Origin of the sequence: Sulfurimonas sp. ST-25, assembly GCF_048079205.1 — a bacterium.
In the GTDB taxonomy this organism is placed as follows: Bacteria; Campylobacterota; Campylobacteria; order Campylobacterales; family Sulfurimonadaceae; genus Thiomicrolovo; species Thiomicrolovo sulfuroxydans.
Genome location: NZ_CP182225.1, coordinates 1,689,836 through 1,705,291 on the forward strand (window position 1 = coordinate 1,689,836; position 15,456 = coordinate 1,705,291).

At 58.5% G+C, this 15,456-nt stretch carries 14 protein-coding genes; 4 read left to right on the forward strand and 10 right to left on the reverse strand.

The window, feature by feature from the left end; all coding sequences use genetic code 11:
- Positions 1-16 precede the first annotated feature (16 nt).
- Positions 17-1,159: a DegT/DnrJ/EryC1/StrS family aminotransferase gene (locus tag ACM66T_RS08745; protein WP_416768363.1), complete on the forward strand. Its 1,143-nt coding sequence runs from the start codon at positions 17-19 to the stop codon at positions 1,157-1,159.
- Here the strand turns inward: ACM66T_RS08745 and ACM66T_RS08750 are convergent.
- Positions 1,156-1,707: a YqiA/YcfP family alpha/beta fold hydrolase gene (locus ACM66T_RS08750; protein WP_231018514.1), complete on the reverse strand. Its 552-nt coding sequence runs from the start codon at positions 1,705-1,707 to the stop codon at positions 1,156-1,158. The genes ACM66T_RS08745 and ACM66T_RS08750 overlap by 4 nt on opposite strands.
- Positions 1,708-1,711: 4 nt before the next feature.
- The gene (locus ACM66T_RS08755; RefSeq protein WP_416768365.1) at positions 1,712-2,026 is read right to left on the reverse strand and encodes a hypothetical protein; all 315 of its coding nucleotides are present in this window, start codon (positions 2,024-2,026) and stop codon (positions 1,712-1,714) included.
- A 139-nt stretch (positions 2,027-2,165) separates the two neighbouring features.
- Between ACM66T_RS08755 and ACM66T_RS08760 the strand changes: the two genes are divergently transcribed.
- Positions 2,166-2,804: a response regulator transcription factor gene (locus tag ACM66T_RS08760; protein WP_231018516.1), complete on the forward strand. Its 639-nt coding sequence runs from the start codon at positions 2,166-2,168 to the stop codon at positions 2,802-2,804.
- On the opposite strand, the gene ACM66T_RS08765 is transcribed toward ACM66T_RS08760, so the two are convergent.
- From ACM66T_RS08765 to ACM66T_RS08780, 4 genes are all read right to left on the reverse strand, one after another.
- Positions 2,798-3,331: a SixA phosphatase family protein gene (locus tag ACM66T_RS08765; protein ID WP_416768366.1), complete on the reverse strand. Its 534-nt coding sequence runs from the start codon at positions 3,329-3,331 to the stop codon at positions 2,798-2,800. The two genes, ACM66T_RS08760 and ACM66T_RS08765, sit on opposite strands and share 7 nt — an antisense overlap.
- A gap of 45 nt (positions 3,332-3,376) precedes the next feature.
- Complete coding sequence (locus tag ACM66T_RS08770; RefSeq protein WP_231018518.1) at positions 3,377-3,766, reverse strand: hypothetical protein; 390 nt, start codon at positions 3,764-3,766, stop codon at positions 3,377-3,379.
- 15 nt (positions 3,767-3,781) lie between these two features.
- The gene (locus tag ACM66T_RS08775) at positions 3,782-4,300 is read right to left on the reverse strand and encodes a PAS domain-containing protein (RefSeq protein ID WP_231018519.1); all 519 of its coding nucleotides are present in this window, start codon (positions 4,298-4,300) and stop codon (positions 3,782-3,784) included.
- Between the two features lie 126 nt (positions 4,301-4,426).
- Positions 4,427-7,582, reverse strand: coding sequence for an FIST N-terminal domain-containing protein (locus ACM66T_RS08780; RefSeq protein ID WP_231018520.1), 3,156 nt, complete (start codon positions 7,580-7,582; stop codon positions 4,427-4,429).
- A 159-nt stretch (positions 7,583-7,741) separates the two neighbouring features.
- Between ACM66T_RS08780 and ACM66T_RS08785 the strand changes: the two genes are divergently transcribed.
- Positions 7,742-9,802, forward strand: a complete 2,061-nt coding sequence (locus ACM66T_RS08785; protein WP_416768367.1) for an ATP-binding protein — start codon at positions 7,742-7,744, stop codon at positions 9,800-9,802.
- 65 nt (positions 9,803-9,867) lie between these two features.
- On the opposite strand, the gene ACM66T_RS08790 is transcribed toward ACM66T_RS08785, so the two are convergent.
- From ACM66T_RS08790 to ACM66T_RS08800, 3 genes are all read right to left on the reverse strand, one after another.
- A complete protein-coding gene (locus tag ACM66T_RS08790) occupies positions 9,868-10,239 on the reverse strand; it encodes a response regulator (RefSeq protein ID WP_231018522.1) in 372 nt (123 codons plus the stop codon).
- A gap of 103 nt (positions 10,240-10,342) precedes the next feature.
- Positions 10,343-10,912 carry an ATP-binding cassette domain-containing protein gene (locus ACM66T_RS08795; protein WP_231018523.1) on the reverse strand — a complete coding sequence of 190 codons (570 nt, stop codon included), beginning with the start codon at positions 10,910-10,912 and terminating at the stop codon, positions 10,343-10,345.
- A complete protein-coding gene (locus tag ACM66T_RS08800) occupies positions 10,912-12,144 on the reverse strand; it encodes a glutamate-5-semialdehyde dehydrogenase (RefSeq protein ID WP_231021231.1) in 1,233 nt (410 codons plus the stop codon). The genes ACM66T_RS08795 and ACM66T_RS08800 overlap by 1 nt, the downstream gene beginning before the upstream one ends.
- Positions 12,145-12,260: 116 nt before the next feature.
- Between ACM66T_RS08800 and ACM66T_RS08805 the strand changes: the two genes are divergently transcribed.
- Entirely contained in the window at positions 12,261-13,469 is a 1,209-nt protein-coding gene (locus ACM66T_RS08805) for an MFS transporter (RefSeq protein WP_231018524.1), read from the forward strand.
- An 86-nt stretch (positions 13,470-13,555) separates the two neighbouring features.
- On the opposite strand, the gene dnaK is transcribed toward ACM66T_RS08805, so the two are convergent.
- The gene (dnaK, locus tag ACM66T_RS08810) at positions 13,556-15,436 is read right to left on the reverse strand and encodes a molecular chaperone DnaK (RefSeq protein ID WP_231018525.1); all 1,881 of its coding nucleotides are present in this window, start codon (positions 15,434-15,436) and stop codon (positions 13,556-13,558) included.
- Between the last annotated feature and the right edge of the window lie 20 nt (positions 15,437-15,456).

Here is a 15,456-nt window from a genome sequence, read left to right on the forward strand (position 1 = left end):
AATCGAAAGGAAGGCTATGCACAGCAACACCGTACGCTATATCCGGAACCTCTTCCGAAGCACAGGGGCGGTCCCCCTTCATGCGCCGCGTTTCGTCGGCAACGAGAAGAACTACCTCGGCAGCTGTATCGAAAGTATGGAGGTCTCCTCGGAGGGCGAATACGTCGAACGTTTCGAGGGAATGGTGCGTGAATACTGCGGCGCCCGCCATGCCGTTGCCTTCAACAGTACCGAATCGGCAATGCGTGCCGCCCTCGTCCTGGCGGGGACCGGCCCGGACTGCGAGGTATTGACCCAGCCCCTTGCCCATGCGATGACGGCCAACACCGTCGACAGCTTCGGCGCGGCGCCCATTTTCATCGATGTCGAACGCAAGACGATGGGGATGGACCCCGACCGTCTGCGGGAGTTCCTCGCCTACAATGCCGAACTGCGTGAGGAGGGGTGTTTCAACCGCCATACCGGCAAGCGGATCACCGCCTGCGTCCCGGTGCACACCCTCGGGTTTCCCTGCCGCATCGACGATATCCGCAGTGTCTGCGACGAGTATGGCATTATGCTGATCGAGGATGCCTCCGAGGCCTTCGGTTCCGCCTACAAAGGGACCATGGCCGGGCGTTTCGGCCGCTGCGGCATCTACGGCTTCGAAGGGCACAAGATTGCCACCTGCGGGGACGGCGGCGTGCTTGTCTGCGACGATGAGGCCATGGCTGCACAGGCCAGGAGCGTCGGGACGATCCCCTATCTCTCAGATGCCCAGGGTGCGGACCAGGGCCGCTTCAGCAGCCGCATGTCCAACCTCAACGCCGCGGTCGGCTGCGCCCAGATGGAACATATCCGCACCATCGTCACCAAGCAGCGCGATCTGACACGCCGCTACCGGGAGTTTTTCTCGGAATATGAAGAGGATGAGGAGCTGCAGCTTTTCCGGATGAAAAAACAGAGCGAGCCGAACTGCTGGCTTAATGCCCTGCTCTTCGAAGCGCCCGAAGACCGCGACGCCTTTTTGGAGGCGACCAATGCCGAGGGTGTCGCCGCACGCGCACTCTGGCCGCTGATCAGCGATCTGCCCCGCTTCAGCGAATGCGCCGGGACCGACGCGGACAATGCCCGCTGGCTGCAAAAGAGGATTGCCACCCTCCCCAGCGGTGTCCGCTAGGCATCGCCGTAAAACGCTTCGATCCGTTCCAGATACTCCCCCAGATTTTCAAAGCGGTGGTTGCCGCCCGCTTCCACAATGACCTCGTAATCGCCGTAGACGGCTTCGGCCACGGTGTAATCCAGAAGCTCGTCCCCCGTCTGCAGCAGTACCAGCAGCCGCGCATCGGGCAGCCGCATTGTTTCGGCGATGCGTGCCAGCTGCAGCAGGTACTCGCTTTTCCACTCAAAGGGCTCGCCGCTGCACCAGAACGTATTGGTGCCCACATAGGGGGAGAGCGTCCGGTAGGGATGGACAGAGGGATTGATCAGTACGGCATCGAGCCCATACTCGCTACTCAGCGCCGTCGCGTAGAATCCCCCCAGCGATGATCCGATCAACAGTGAAACGTCATGCTGCCCGATCAAGCGACGCAGAAACGCCAGCACCTCATCCGGCTCGACCGGCAGGTCCGGGGAGAGTACCTCCGCCTCGCCAAAATACGCTTTCAGCAGTCTGGTTTTCGTCGAGTCGCCGCAGCTGGCGAAACCGTGAAGATAGAGGATCACGACCTCATCCCGCTGCCAGCAGTGCCAGGATCCCTGCGACCTCCCTGGTCGCTTTAAAGGCTGTTTCCAGCTCTGCAAACACCTGCCCCGCGCTGTTATTGCCCATATTCATCAAAAGCCCCTTGAGCGCATGGAGCGACTGGGCCACTTTGTCATTATCCATGGGGACGGCTTCCGCCAACGCTTTGAGCTGCAGTAGCTCCTTGCGCAGGTCACGCTCCCCTGCGACAAGCAGCGCATCCACCTGCGCTGTTTCCAGGCCGAAGGCCGTGAAATGGTCCCGTGCGTATCCCAAAGTCTCCGTAATCAGCTGCTCCAAATGTTCCTCTCCTTCCGTTTGATTGGGGACAGGCTACCCCAGGATGAATTAAATCGCGTTAAAGCGTGTGCAACAGCCGCTTTCCATCTCATTTTTATTATAATTGGCCACAAAAAAAAATGAGACGGAAGAGAGTGCCATGCTGAATATCATTATCGCCGATGACCATGAGATCGTTCGCAGCGGACTGATCATGCTGATCGAGCAGCAAGAGGAGATGTCTGTCAGCGCCAACGCCTCCTCTTTCGATGAATTGATGGCTTTGCTCGCAAGCGGGGAGTACGCTCTCCTGATCCTCGATCTGAACCTCGGCGACAAAAACGGCATGGAATCGATCGAAAGCGTCAGCGTGCGCTATCCGAATCTGCCGATCCTTGTGCTCAGCGCCTACCCCGAAGACCCCTACGCGCTTCAGGCCTTCCGGGCCGGCGCTTCGGGCTACCTCAACAAGGCCGTCATCGGCGCCGAACTGATACGGGCCATCGCGACCGTGGCCAAAGGCAAGAAGTACATCAGTCCCACCCTGGAAGAGACCATGCCCTACGGCACCGATCTGGACAAGCAGGAGACGGCGATGACCGCCGCGCTTTCCAAACGCGAACTCGAGGTGCTCTCCCTGATCGCCCGGGGCCTCTCCTACAAGGAGATCGCCGCGGAACTGGGCGTCAGCCCCAAAACCGTCTCCACCTACCGGACCCGCATCCTGGAGAAGCTGAACCTCTCCAGTACGACGGAGCTGCTCCGTTTTGCCTTCGAGCACGACATCGCCGTCTACTGAACGCCGGGCCCGTTTCGGTCCAGCACGGCCCGGATCTGCTTCGGCAGGTAGTATTTGAACTGCTTCGGAAAAATAAAAAAGTCGATGGCGCCTTTTTTCTCCTCCAGCTCCTGCCAGCTGCCGATGTCGAATGTCATCGCCACCACTCCCATCGTCGGGATCTTCGAGACATGCTCATCGGTCAGCATATTCGCAAAACCGGTCAACTGCGGATTGTGACCGATGACAAAGATCGTCTCGGCGTCGTCTTCTTGCAGCATGACCGTTTCCAGGATCGTCTCCGGGGGCGTCAGGTAGAGTTCGCTCAGGTAGAGCAGTGGTCCGTCGAAACCCACCTTTGCGGCCAGCTTGTCCGCACTCTCCTGGGCGCGCAACGCACTGCTTGATAGGATAATGTCCGGGACGATCCCCCGCAGCAGCAGGTACGATCCGATCGTGTTGATATCCCGGTATCCCCTGTCGGTCAATCCGCGTTCAAAATCGCTCGCTCCCGGTTCTTCCCAGTCCGATTTCGCATGATGAATCAAATATAACGTTTTGATGGTATCGCCCTTTTGATGCGGGGGACGCTATTAAATGCGCCCCAGCTCCTGAGACATGGTCTTGGCGGCTTTGTCCATGATCATCTTCGCCAGGGCGACATTCCCGTCATCGCGGAAAATGGCAAAGACGTTGATCTTCGCAAAGTTGTCCTGACTGAACTCCCCGGCGCTGTTGATGAGAAAGACGTGACCGTCGTGGGTCTTCGCCTCGATGGAGGAGGCTTCGCTGAAACCGACGTCCAGGGAGGACTCGGTCACCATCCGGAAGGCGTCATTGAAGATACTGGCCGAATAGGGGATGTCCGTTCCCGTATGGTCGTTGTCGATATAGAGGGTCTCACCGGAGTAGTTCAAAACAGCCGAACCGAGGTAGCCGTTCACCGCGCGGAGTCTTTGCATGGATTTGTCAAAATCGATCATTGTCTATCCTTCTTCTTATTTGTTCAGCGACTGCATGAAGTCGTTGAATGTGTCAGCACTCTGGCCGTTTTCCGCGAGAAAATCCATCAACGCTTTCTCCGAAGCCTCAACCCCTTCGCTCTTTTCGATCTCGAGGAGCTTCGCGTAGAGCGGGAGGATGACCTCCCGGGCCTTCTGCGTCATCCGGCGGCGCGTCGAGACGTAGTTTCTGAAAGAGCCGTCGGGGTTCTTTGCCATACGGACCTGGGCCAGAACCAGGTAGTAGCCCCCGTCTTTACAGAGGTTTTTGACAAAGGCATAGACGTCTTTACCCGCTTTGATGTTCTCCCAGAGGTACTTGAAGATCGCCTTGGGCATGTCCGGGTGGCGCAGGATCGCATGCGGCTGATCCAGCAGGTCTCCCTGCGAATAGCCGGAAACTTTCATAAAAATCGGGTTGGTGTAGGTGATGTTCCCTTCAGCATCCGCTTTGGATACGATCATATCCACATCGGTTACTTCATGTTCAACGTCGGTCGGTGTCGGTCTTTCCATTGTCTGGCTCCCATATTATTTTTCACGGAGCAATCTTAACGGAAAGGTACGGTCGGGATATGTAGGGAATATCCTACACTTGCGTGGGGGAGTATCTCTGCCGGCGCGAAGGATGCCGGCGGGGGGTCAAGAGTATTGCCGGAGCACCGCTTCGAGCGTTTTCTCCTCCAGCGGTTTGGTCAGATAGCCGTTCATGCCGCTCTCCAGGAACTTTTCGCGGTCGCCCTCCATCGCATTCGCTGTCAACGCAATAATGGGAACGCTGCTGCCGAGTTCCTCCCGAATGCGTCGTGTCGCATCGAGTCCGTTCATGACCGGCATGTTGACATCCATCAGGATCAGATCGAAGGCAGCGGCTTCCAACTTCTCGAGGACCTCCCGGCCGTTTTCGACAAAGACCGCATCGATGCCGTAATTGGAGAGGAGCAGCTGGACCAGCAGCCGGTTCATCTCCAGGTCTTCGGCGACCAGCACTTTCATATCGCTGTTGATCGCCGCTTCGTCGGTTTCCTCTTCGGGCGGGGCCTCTTCCGTCGGTGCCGCGGCCGTCATAGCAGTATCATAAGGCGTCAGCAGAAGGTCGAAGTAGAACACCGTTCCTTTCCCCTCTTTGCTGTAAAGCTTGAGTTCGCCCCCCATGGCCTCAACCAGCGAAGCGCTGATGGAAAGCCCCAGACCGGTGCCGCCGAACTCCCGCGTCGTCGATTCGTTCGCCTGCGTAAAGGCGCTGAAGATACGGTCCTGCTTCTCCTTCTGGATGCCGATCCCGTTGTCTTCGATGACGAAACGCACCCACTGGCCGTCGCGGGGATGGGTTTCAAGGACCTCGGTGCGCAGCTTGACTTCGCCGGACGAAGGGGTGAACTTGATGGCGTTGGAGAGAAGGTTGATGATGATCTGTTTCAGACGGGTCGGATCCCCCAGGACGATCTCGTGCATGGCCGGATCGAAATGGCTGGAGTAGTTCAACCGCTTCTTGCGGGCGGCGGGCTGCATCAGCGAAAAGGCGATGCTGAGCTCCGAATAGAGGTCGACCGGGATGCTCTCCAGGACCATGTGGTGACTCTGTATTTTTGAAAAATCGAGCACGTCGTTGATGATATCGAGCAGGGTTGCGGAGGAGCGTTCGATGATCTCCAGGTACTCCAGCTGCTGTGGGTTCAGTCCGCTCTTCTTCAGCATGCCGGTAAAGCCGAGGATTCCGTTCATCGGCGTGCGGATCTCATGGGACATGTTCGCCAGGAAGGTTGCCTGGGCCTCTTCCGCTGTCTCCGCCTGCACGCGCGCTTCCTCGAGTTCTGTGACGTCGTTGAACGAGCAGAAGATGTACTGATCATTTTCAAAGGTCACCTGCCGTGCCCGGGCGGAAAAGGTGCGGACGACCCCCTCTTTGTCCTCCATCAGGACCTTGTGGATCCGGTTCGGTTCATCCAGGAGCTTCTGGTACCACGGGTGCGCAACGCCTCCGGCGCTGAGAAAACCCTCTTTGGGAATAAAGAGCGAATTGATGCAGCGCTTGGAGTGCTGAAGGTCCTCGAGATCTTTGAAGGGAAAGATCCTGAAAAAAGCCTGGTTTACCTTCTCCGCTATCCCGTTACGGATAATGAGAATGATGCTCTCATCGTTGTTGAGCAGTTTCTGCGTAAAAGTATGCTCGCGCTTGTAGGCCAGCTGTGTTTCGATCAGGTCGGTAATGTCTTCGCGGATCGCGAAGAACTCTACAATCCTGTTCTTCTCGTCATGCAAGGGAATAATGGAACTTTTGACGTAGTAGTCGCTTCCGTCTTTCCGGCGGTTTGCGAAACTGCCGTGCCAGATCTGCCCCGAGGTAATCGTCTGCCACATCTCTTCAAAGAGCGAATCGGGGGTCTTCGGGCTGCGGACGATGTTATGCGACTGCCCGATCAGTTCGCTGCGCGAATAGCCGCTGATCCGTTCAAAGTTCGGGTTAACGTAGGTGATGATGCCGCTGGGGTCCGTCTTGGAAACGATCAGGACGTCGTTGATGCCGTCAATATGCTCTTTGAGCCGCCTTTCGGCCTTGGCCAGCGACCGCGACTGCTCCTCCAGGGCCTTCGTATTGTAGTCGATCAGATGGAACACCCCCTCTTCGCTGGCATTGACGGCCCGCTGCCGTTTCCGCCCGCCAAGGGGAGTGCTGAAACGTTTGCTCTCCGTCCCGACTTCGCGCAGGAAAAGAATCGTCGACGTAATATTGAGCAGCTCCGCCCCAGACGCGGAGGTATAAAACTCACCGTAGGTAAAAAAGCCGCTCGAAGGGGCGAAGGTATCGATCTTGTCCAGTGCGACTTCAAGCTGCTTGCCGAGGAACTGCTTTCGTGCCGAGCAAGAGTAGATGAAGGCGGCCTGCAGCGCCTGCTCTTCGCGAAGGATGGCGTCCCCGGGGATGTAGCTGTTGACAAGATCGGCACTGCCGATGCCGAACTGCACGCGCTCCCCCTCTTTCAGATTGCCGGCAAAGAGAACGCTCCCGTCCTCGAACGCCCCGATCATGGAACGTGCGACCGGAATGCCGCCGCTGCGCTTGATCAGGGGGAACCCGATCGCCGACGCGGGGAGCTCCCGGACGATGGCTTCCCCGAGCACCTCCCGGTAGAGCTCGCTCGTTGTCTTGCCGTCAATGGTATAGACCCGGTTTTTGTGGGCCCGGGTGATCGTCATCTCTTTACCGACGGGGCGCCACCCGAGGTTAAAATCCTGAAAGACCTCCAGCGCCTCCCCGGTGAGCGCTACGCCGACGGCCCCGCCTTCAAAAACCTTGTCCTGGTGAATGGTAAAGGTGCTCTCGAATCGGAACAGGTCGCCGGCCATGCCGCCGGCAATCGGAATATTGTCGCAATTGGCGGCACGCAGGGCCTCGAGGAAATCGCTGCTGTGGCGGATCCCGTCGGCGAAACAGATGATGCAGCGCGCATCCTCCCGGCAGAGCGCTTCCCCTATCCGTTTTCCAAGCGCATACGACGCCGTATCGACCTCCGAAACGGACCGGATGCCGCTTTTCTCGAATACGGAGATCCCCAGTACCGTCTGTGCTTCCGTCATCACGCCGCCGACGATCTCCCCCGCGCTGGAGGCACCGATCAGCGTGGCGTCGGGCAGCAGTGAAAGTACCGACGCCGCGATCGCTGCGACGGCTTCCCGCTCCTGCAGTGAAGAGAACATCTGAACCAGCACCGTCTTTTTATCGAAACCGACACCCGTCTCCGCCAAGGCTTTTTCGAGCCCCTCTTTGTCACTGTAAATATGGTTGATCTGTATCATCTATCGTGCTGTTTCTCAATGTGTCTTTTTATGTTTTGTCTCAATTGTATCACGAAGTGTAGGCATTTTCCTACAGTTTTTCATCCACCCTTTCAACTATAATCCCTCTCAAAGTTTCAGGATGGGTTCGCCCGTTCGCGCAGATAAGAGGGGATACCGATGCAAAAATTCAACAGCAGCGAACTCAAAGCAATACTCCAGGATACGACGCGCAAGATCGAAGCCGCAGACGGCAACCGGCAGATCAACGCGGCGGCCGAAACGCTTGTCACGACGCTGCTGGATTCCGAGTTCGCTTCGCTCTGGGTTTTTGACGAGATGGAAGCTTCCCTCAGACGCGCCCGCGGAGAGGAGCAGGTCTGCGAGATCTCCATGCTCGACCAGCGCGGCGTTCTGGCCAAAAGCTTCCTCACCCTGACCGGGGGGATCTACAACTATCTCGCCAGCGAGAAAGAGTACTGTCCGGAAACCGACAATCCCGACGAGATCAGGATGAAATCGAAGATCATCCTGCCGCTGATCAACGACGAACGGCTGCTCGGCATCGTCACGGCCTACTCCTCGGTCCGCCACAAACAGAACTTTGACGAAGATGACATGGAGATGCTCGAAACGGTCGCGCCCTTCCTCATCAACGTCATCTACCGTATGTACCCGGAAAAGCAGACGGAGGAAGCGCCCGAGATCTATCTCAGCGAACGTTTGAAAGAGAGCTCCCACGCGATCAGCCGGCAGATCGAGGAGAACGAACATGCGCATCCCACACCGGCTACCTCCGACGAGACCCTCATGTTCCTGGCCAATACGGTCCACGATATCCGAACCCCGGCTAACGCGCTGTTCGGCTTCCTGGAACTGCTCGAAGGTCAGGTCGACAATGCCCGGCTTCTGCAGTACGTCCGCAATGCCAAGGAGAGCGCCCGTTTCATCAACGAACTGACCACCTCCATCCTCGACCGCGTTTCGACACAGCGGGAACGGACGCTCTCCAAGCCGGTACGGATCACTTCGGCGAAGTTCTTCGCCGATATCGCCGCTATTTTCTCGGCGAACATGTCGGACAAGGCCCTCGCCTACCCGGTCTATATCGATCCCGCGCTGCCCAAGGAGATCACCGTTGATGCCGCCAAGCTCAAGCGGGTCATTATCAACCTTGTCGGGAACGCCTACAAATTCACCCCGACCGGGCGCTCCGTGGAACTTGCCGTCGTGTACGACCCAAACGGCGGCACCATGAAGATCGCGGTGACCGATACGGGGATAGGGATCGCCGAGGAGCACCAGCAGGCGATCTTCAAAGCCTTTGAGCAGGCCACGGATGAGACGGCCGCGACGTTCGGCGGCACCGGCCTCGGGCTCGCCATCAGTGCCCAGTATGTCCACGATCTCGGCGGAAAACTGGAACTGGAAAGCGAAACGGACAAAGGGAGCCGCTTCTTTTTCACCCTTCCGCTGCAGAGCGCCAATGCAGCCCCCAGCTTTGCAGCCCCCAAGAACCCGGGCAGCAAGATCGCCATTCTCATGGACGAAGCCAACCTGCCGACGAGCAAGAACATTATGCGCTACCTGCTGCGCATGGGCCTTCCCAAATCCAATATTATCGCGATCCGCTCCGTCGTCCAGACGCCTTCCGACGCCACGCACCTCATCGCATTCCAAAGAAGGTACGACGAGCAGGTGCGCGCGTACGCCAAAGAGAACAACCTCTCCCTTACAGTGATGGAAGAACGGTTCCTCTCCATGACCAAAACGCAGAAAGCCGCGGGGGTTGATGTCATCTCCCAGTACGGTTACTATGCAAGCACACTCCACGCCATGCTTTCAAGCCGCGGCGTCCCCAAAGTCCTTGTCGCCGATGACGACCGCATCAACATCGAACTGATCAAGGCGATTCTCGAAGAGGAGTTCTGTGAGATTGAAACGGCCCAGGACGGGCAAAGCGCCATCGACCTGCTCGCCAAAGGGATCCTCGACGACCAGCCCTATGCCCTGCTGCTTCTCGATAACAATATGCCGAAGATTTCAGGCAATGAAGTCGTCCGGGAGCTGCGGGCCATCGAAAAACAGCACAGCCTTCCGCCGGCCTACGTCGTCTCCATTTCGGGAGATCCCAAGGCGGCTGCATCGGACAATCCCCACTTCGACGCCTATGTCGGGAAGCCCTTCAACAAGAAAGAGATCAAACGGATGCTCAAAGCGGCATTGGCTGCAGGGGATTAGGATCTGTCAGGGAAAAGGCATGCCTGAGGGGATGCATTCTGCCCCAGGCGGCGAAGCGGCAGCGTCTACAGTTGGAGCAGACGGCGGATATTCTCTTTGTACGTCGCCGGCAGTATCGGCTTTTTGAAAAAGGCATCAAAGAAGGTGTGGTCCTGCTCGACCTTCTGAGGGTAGATCGTCAAAGCGGCAATGCGTGTCTGCGCGTTTTTTTCCTGTGCCGCCTTCGCAATCTCTATCCCCGAACCATCCGGCAGGTTCATATCCACCACCATGGCATCATAGTCGTTCTGCGCGATCTTCGAGAGCGCTTCCTTGACAGAGTTCGCCGAATCGATCAGGATTTTCTGGCTTACCTCTTTGGAGAGGGCATCAATGACTTTCGATTCGAATTCGACGATAAAACCGATGTCATCCACGATCAAAATACGTTTGCTCATTGGGTATGCCTTGTAATTTTTTAGGCATTGTAGCGGAGCGCGTGCTTCATTTCTGTAGGTATTTTCGTACAAGACGGAGGGAGCCGGGAGGCGCGAGCCCTCCTCAGCCGATTTCGACGATCTCGTCGGCGCACCAGTTGGCCAGGTCGATCTCGTGGGTGATCAGGAGCATGCCGACCTCTCCCAGGTGGCGCAGCAGCAGCTGCATCACGTCGAGCTGGATGACGTTGTCCAGGGCGGACGTCGGCTCGTCAAGCAGCAGCAGTTTCGGCTTCATCAGCAGCGCGCGCAGAATGGAAGCGCGCTGTAGCTGCCCGCCGGAGAGCTCGTGGGGGAGTTTGTGCAGGAGCGCCTCGTCCAGCCCCATATCGTCCAGATAGCGCGCCATCCCCGCCGTATCCGCCACGTCCCTGATCTGGTTGAGCACCGTGTAGGTGGGATGGAATGAGCTGTAGGGGTCCTGGAAGACCATGGAGGCCGGCAGGGCCTCGATCGTGCCGGCACGGGGACGGAGGTTGCCGAGAATGAGTTCGAAAAGGGTGCTCTTGCCCGCCCCGCTGGGACCGACGATCGCTTTGATCTCCCCCGTTGCGAGTGTCAGGGAAAAGTCGTCATAGAGCGCCCGCTCATGCGTATAGCCGAAGGAGAGCCCCTCAACCCGTAAAACCTGCATCAGCGGATCTGGCCGTTGCCGTAGATCTTGAACTTGTAGGTCGTCAGCCCCTCGATGCCCATCGGACCGCGCGCATGCAGCTTGTTCGTGGAGATGCCAACCTCGGCGCCGAAGCCGAAGGCCCCGCCGTCTGTGAAGCGGGTCGAGGCGTTGACGTAGACCGCCGCGGCATCGACGGCGTTGAGGAACCGCTCCGCCGTCGTATAGTTCTCCGTGACGATCGCCTCGGAGTGTCCCGAACCGAACCGGACGATGTGCGATACCGCCCCGTCGACGCCGTCGACCGTGCGGATGTTGAGGATGTTCGCCAGGTACTCCGTATCGAAATCGGCCTCCGTCGCTTCGGCGACGTCGATGATCGCACGGGTATCGTCACACCCTTTAAGTTCCGTATGCGCCGCGTCAAAGGCCTCTTTGAGCTTCGGCAGCGCTTCGGCCGCAATGGCTTTGTCGACAAGAAGGGTTTCCATCGCGTTGCAGACGCCGGGACGGTCCACCTTGGCGTTGACGGCAATCTTCACCGCCTTCTCCATGTCCGCGTCTTTGTCAATGTAGGTGTGGCACTGTCCCTTGTCGTGCTTGACGACCGGTACCGTCGCATTCTCGCTGACATAGCGGATGAGCCCTTCGCCGCCCCGGGGGACGATCAGGTCGACGTACTTGTCCATCTTGATCAGCTTCGCCACCCCTTCACGTGACGCGTCCGGCAGCAGGGAGATCAGTGCCTCCGGCAGGCCGTTGCGTTTCAGCACCGCGCGCAGTACCTTGGCGATCGCGGCATTGGAATGTTCCGCCTCCTTGCCCCCTTTGAGCACGCAGACGTTGTTGCTTTTAAAACAGAGTGCCGCCGTGTCCGAGGTGACGTTGGGGCGGGATTCGTAGATGATGCCGATGACGCCGATAGGGATGCTCACCTTCTCGATCTTGAGCCCGTCGTCGGTGACCCAGCCGTCGATAACCCGGCCGACAGGGTCTTTAAGCGCCGCGATCTCCTCGACGGCCGTCGCCATGGCGTCAATGCGCTTCTCGTCCAGCAGTAGGCGGTCTTTAAGGGCGGGGCTCAGGCTGTTCTCCTCCGCCGCTTTCATATCCAGGGCGTTGGCTTCGATGATGTCCATCGTCGCGGAACGCATCGCCCCCGCCATCTCCCGCAGCAGGCGGTTCTTCTCCGCGCCGCTGAGCAGCATCAACTCCCGGCTCGCCGCTTTCGCCTCTTCCAAAAATGCATTCATATCGTCTCGCTTTTCCGTCACTTTTTGCGGCCATTATACCAAAGGGCGGCTGTACGGCGCGCTTCGGTTGCGATTACGCTACCATTCTCTCTCAATCTTCCCCGGAGCATCTTCGCGTGAAACACTACATCGCCCTGTTGAAAAACGAACCGCTGCTGCGGCGCATCTCCTCGATCCAGCTCATCGCCTATTTCGGGGCCTGGTTCAGCAATGTCGCCATCTTTACCCTGCTGCTGCAGCTTGGGGCTTCGCCCCTTATTATCGCCACGGTCGCGGCGCTGCACTTCCTGCCCGGGGTTCTGCAGGCCCCCTTCTCCGGCGCGCTGATCGACAAGATCGCCCCGAAGCGGCTGATGCTGGCACTGCTGCTCGTCGAGATCGTCACGACCCTGCCGCTGGTTCTGGTCGACGATGCGGCGCAGCTCTGGCTGCTCTTCGTGCTGGTCTTCGTACGCATGGGGGCCTCCAGCTTCTATTTTACGCTTGAGATGGCGCTGCTGCCGCGCTTTCTGAAGGCGTCGGCGCTCAAACACGCCAACGAGATCCACTCCATCATCTGGTCCGTCTCCTACACCGTCGGGATGGCCCTGAGCGGCATTGCCGTCTACTATCTCGGCGTCAGGACCGCCTTCGTGACCGACGCCGCCCTCTTTGCCGTCGCGTTTGCGCTGCTCCTTCCCGCCGTTTTCCCGCCGCACAAAGCACACGAGACGGCACGCTATCTGACACTGCTCTCGCAGAGCGTCGGCTACCTGAAGCGCAACCCCCTGACCCTGCACCTGATCTTCCTGCACGCCTTCGTCGGCTTTACCGCCTTTGACGGCCTGGTCCCGCTTGCCGCGGAGGCCTACTACCTCCCGGCCGTCGCCGCGCCGCTGGCCATCGGGCTTACGCACGCGTTCCGGGCCCTGGGGCTGGTGGGCGGCCCGCTGCTGCTGGGGCGCTGGATCACCGTCAGAAGGCTGCCGCTGCTTCTGCTGCTGCAGGCCGCTGCCATTTTCCTCTGGGCGGCCCTGCTGCCCCACTTCTACCTCTCGCTGGCGGTCTCTGTCTTTGTGGGCCTCAGCACGACCGTCATCTGGTCCTTTACCTACACCCTGCTGCAGCACCATACCGAGGAGGCCTACTACGGCCGCGTCATCGCCTATAACGATATGATCTTCCTGCTGACGGTCTCTGCCGTCTCGTTCCTGATCGGGGTGCTGGTGGAGTGGGGAATGGGACTGCAGAGCGTCATGGCGCTGCTGGGGGTCGCTTTTATCGTTTCGGCGCTCTATTTCGGCTGGATTGCCCGCCGTTTCGTGCTGGAAGAACCGGGAGTGTAAACAAGGCTCCCGCGCTGATCACGGAAGCCGTAGTGTCATGGAGAAAAAAAGGAGGAGTACTGAAGCGGAGCCCGAAGGCCCCGGTTTTATTCGATTTCGGCGTCGATGACGTCGTCGTCGGCTTTCTTGGCGCCTTCGGAGGCCGCGGCACCGCCCTGCTCCTGCTTGTACATCTGCTCGGCCAGTTTGTGGCTTGCTTCCGTCAGCGTTTTGAGCTTCTCTTCGATCTGCTCTTTGGTCGCGTTTTCGTCCTTGAGCGTCTCTTTAAGGGCGGTAATCGCGCTCTCTATGTTGGCTTTGTCACCGGCGTCGATGTTCTCGCCCGCCTCTTTCATCGCTTTTTCCGTCTGGGCGATCATCGCGTCCGCCTGGTTACGCAGGTCAACGAGCTCTTTACGCTTCTCGTCTTCCGCTTTATGCGACTCGGCGTCCTGGACCATCTTGTTGATCTCCTCTTCGGAGAGTCCTGACGAACCGGTGATCTTGATCTCCTGGCGCTTGCCCGTACCTTTGTCGGCCGCGGAGACGGTCAGGATACCGTTGGCGTCGATATCGAAGGTAACTTCGATCTGCGGAACGCCGCGCGGTGCCGCCGGGATCTCGGTCAGTTCGAACATCCCGAGGGACTTGTTGTCCTTGGCGAACTCGCGCTCGCCCTGAACGACATGGATGGAGACCGCCGGCTGGTTGTCTTCGGCCGTGGAGAAGACCTGGGACTTCTTGACCGGGATCGTCGTGCCTTTCTCGATAACCTTGGTCGCGACACCGCCGAGGGTCTCGATACCGAGGCTGAGCGGCGTAACGTCCAGCAGCAGGACGTCTTTGACGTCACCGCGCAGGACCCCGCCCTGGATCGCCGCACCGAGGGCGACGACTTCGTCCGGGTTGACCGATTTGTTCAGCTCTTTGCCGCCGAAGAACTCGGAGACCTTCTGCTGTGCCAGCGGCACGCGGATGGAACCGCCGACCATGATGACCTCTTTGATCTCGCCTTTGTCGAGGTCCGCGTCTTTGAGCGCGACGTTGATGTGCGTCATCGTCTCTTTGATCAGATCGTCGATCATCCCTTCGAACTTCGCACGGGTCAGTTTGACGACGAGGTGTTTCGGACCCGTTGCATCCGCCGTGATGAACGGCAGGTTGATCTCCGTTTCAGAGGCGGATGAGAGCTCTTTCTTCGCCGCTTCCGCCGCGTCCTTGAGGCGCTGGAGCGCCATCTTGTCTGCTTTAAGATCGATGCCGTTTTCGGACTTGAACTCGCCGGCGAGGAAATCGACGATACGGTTGTCGAAGTCGTCGCCGCCGAGGAAGGCGTTACCGTCTGTGGAGAGGACCTCGAAGGTCCCTTCCGCGATCTCAAGGGTCGTAACGTCGAACGTACCGCCGCCGAGGTCGTAGACGAGAACGTTCTCTTCGCCTTTTTTGTCCAGACCGTATGCCAGCGCTGAGGCCGTCGGTTCGTTGATGATACGCAGGACGTTCAGGCCCGCGATCGTTCCCGCTTCCTTCGTCGCTTTACGCTGGGCGTCATTGAAGTAGGCCGGAACCGTGATGACCGCGTCGGTGACAGGCATACCGAGGTACGCTTCCGCATCCTCTTTCAGCTTGGTCAGGATCTTCGCGGAGATCTCCTGCGGCGTATAGACTTTGCCGGCAACGTCGACCGCCGCCATACCGTTCTTGTCGACGATCTTGTAGGTAACTTTGTCGTGCGCCTCTTTGGCCTTCTCTTCGTTCATCATGAGACCCATGATACGCTTGACGGAGTAGATCGTCTTCTCCGGGTTCGTGATCGCCTGGCGCTTCGCCGGGTCACCGACGAGGACCTCGCCCTTGTCCGTAAAGGCAACGACGGAAGGCGTCGTGTTCTTACCCTCTTTGTTCGGGATGATTTTCGCTTCGCCGCCTTCATAGACCGCTACCGCGGAGTTGGTTGTACCAAGGTCAATACCGATTACTTTACTCATGTGTCGTTCCTCTCTTTTAG